This is a genomic window from Clostridia bacterium, from assembly GCA_014360065.1.
In the GTDB taxonomy this organism is placed as follows: Bacteria; Bacillota; DSM-521; order Neomoorellales; family JACIYF01; genus JACIYF01.
The window spans coordinates 1-1,931 of the sequence record JACIYF010000230.1 but is presented as its reverse complement, the minus strand read 5'-3'; the positions used below and the strand labels follow the sequence as shown (position 1 = coordinate 1,931).

Below are 1,931 nucleotides of genomic sequence, written 5' to 3'. Positions count from 1 at the left end.
AAGATTAACCTGGTGGCGGCCCTGGCCTTGGGAAAGATCAAGGCCCAAGGTCCGGTAAGCCAGATGTTTGCTATGCTACCGCTCCTCAAGCCCGCTTACGAGCTTTATCCCAAGCTAGCCAAGGAACAAGGGCTGATCTAGCCGTTTAGTCAGGTCTTGACTAGGTCCAAAGCACGGTGGGTGCGGCAAGGGGGCCCAGGAAAAAGGGCCCCCTTTTAAGTTGGCTGGGGGCAGGGATGGGGCCATGGGTGGAGAATACTACTAGCGAAAGAGCGGCCAAACCAATTAGCGAGACCAAGCAGTCAACTTGGGGACTTATACCTGTCGCCCACTTCAGCTGGGCCGTAAGCCCCTTGTGAAGCTGTAGGTCTTCCAACGGTTGAGTGCTGGGCGGCTGGAAGTAAATGTCTTTCCTAAGGAGGGGCACCATGGCAGAAGAGCGAGTGGCTGGGTTTCAGGACGCCGAAGTAAAGAATTGGCTCCAGATCCGCCAGAACCTGTATCGACTACAATCCCATTTGCTGGCAGAACCCATAAGCCCCCAGCTGCTGAGGGAGCTGGCAGAGGGCGCTCTGTTTCAGCTCCTGGCCGAGGAAGCAGAGGGAGACTTGAAACAGGGCTGGACCCAGCTTTCTAGTTATTGCCGGGAGCTGCAAAAAGGAACCAGGAGCCTTGATAAAGCAGCTGCTGAGCTTCGAGCCGAATATAACCGGCTATTTGTCGGACCTGGCCACCTAGAGGCCCCGCCTTGGGAATCTGTCTATCGTTCAGCCGACCATTTGTTGTTTGGTGAGGAGACCCTTCAGGTGCGGAGGGCTTACGAAGAGTTCGGCCTGGTTACTAAGAAGTTACATCAGGAGCCTGATGACCACATAGCCCTAGAGCTAGAGTTCATGGAAAGGCTGTGCGGGATGGCTATGGAAGCGGGAGAGAAAGGGGAAGACCCCTACCGCTATTTACAGGCTCAAAAGCGATTCTTAGAGGAACACCTGCTTGAGTGGGTACCGGCCTGGGCCGAGGATGTTGGTCGGGCAGCCGCAACCGGCTTTTTCCAAGGCTTGGCGCTGTCTACTCGCGCTTTCCTACAAGAAGATTACCAGGAACTATGCTCCTTCCTTAAGCAGTCAGGTTAAGCCAAGGGCGGCCTACCCCTCAAAAATGCTCTCTAAGGATACTGTTAGACCTTGGAGGAGCGATGAGGTTACCTGCCCCCTTTCCTCCAGGCACTGGCTCAAGCTTAATTTTTCACCCTCGCGGATGAAGACCTCAATACTGCTTTCTTCTGGGTCTACGATCCAGTATTCTTTGACTCCGTAACGCTCATAAACGCGGAACTTATGCCGCAGATCATAGTAGGCAGTGGCGGGAGAAAGGATTTCAACTACCAGGTCTGGTGCTCCGTTGATTCTTTTGGGTTCGATTATGTTCATCCGGTCTTGGGAGATAAAAATAATATCGGGCTGATAAGTTTCAGTTTGGTTAAAATACACATCGATAGGGGCATGAAGGACAATTCCCAAAGTGTGTTCCTTAACGAAGTCCATTAATGCAAACTCCAGCCGGGCCGAAATCATCTGGTGATAGGTTGTAGGCGATGGCGTCAATATTAGTCTCCCCCCGATTAGCTGGTAGGGTGCCCCATCCGGTAGTTGGCAGTAGTCGGCATAGGTATAAACTTTCCCCGAAGTTACAGCCACTTCCCAGTCTCCCAAGCTCACCTTCACCCCTCCTTTAGCTGGGCTGCTTTTGGTCCATTTTACCATAGCCAGCTGGCATTAACCAGCAGGGCCGAGTTTACCGCCCGTTAAACACTACAAAACTTGGCTTGGTTTTTCATAGGTGGGGACAAAGGACTTTCTTCCCGGGCGGGAGAAAGTTAAGCGCAGGTTAGAAAACCGTCCGGTACCGGAGCACAAGCTTGCTCCCCTGAA

3 protein-coding genes are annotated in these 1,931 nt (G+C 52.8%); 2 read left to right on the top strand and 1 reads right to left on the bottom strand.

Annotation, left to right across the window (positions count from 1 at the left end):
* On the top strand, nucleotides 1-141 hold a 141-nt coding region (locus H5U02_15355; protein ID MBC7343796.1), incomplete at its 5' end, for a hypothetical protein.
* A gap of 287 nt (nucleotides 142-428) precedes the next feature.
* Nucleotides 429-1,133: a molecular chaperone TorD family protein gene (locus H5U02_15350; GenBank protein MBC7343795.1), complete on the top strand. Its 705-nt coding sequence runs from the start codon at nucleotides 429-431 to the stop codon at nucleotides 1,131-1,133.
* Between the two features lie 12 nt (nucleotides 1,134-1,145).
* Here the strand turns inward: H5U02_15350 and H5U02_15345 are convergent, their stop codons facing one another.
* On the bottom strand, nucleotides 1,146-1,763 hold the full coding sequence (locus H5U02_15345) for a Uma2 family endonuclease (protein ID MBC7343794.1): 618 nt from the start codon (nucleotides 1,761-1,763) through the stop codon (nucleotides 1,146-1,148).
* Nucleotides 1,764-1,931 lie beyond the last annotated feature (168 nt).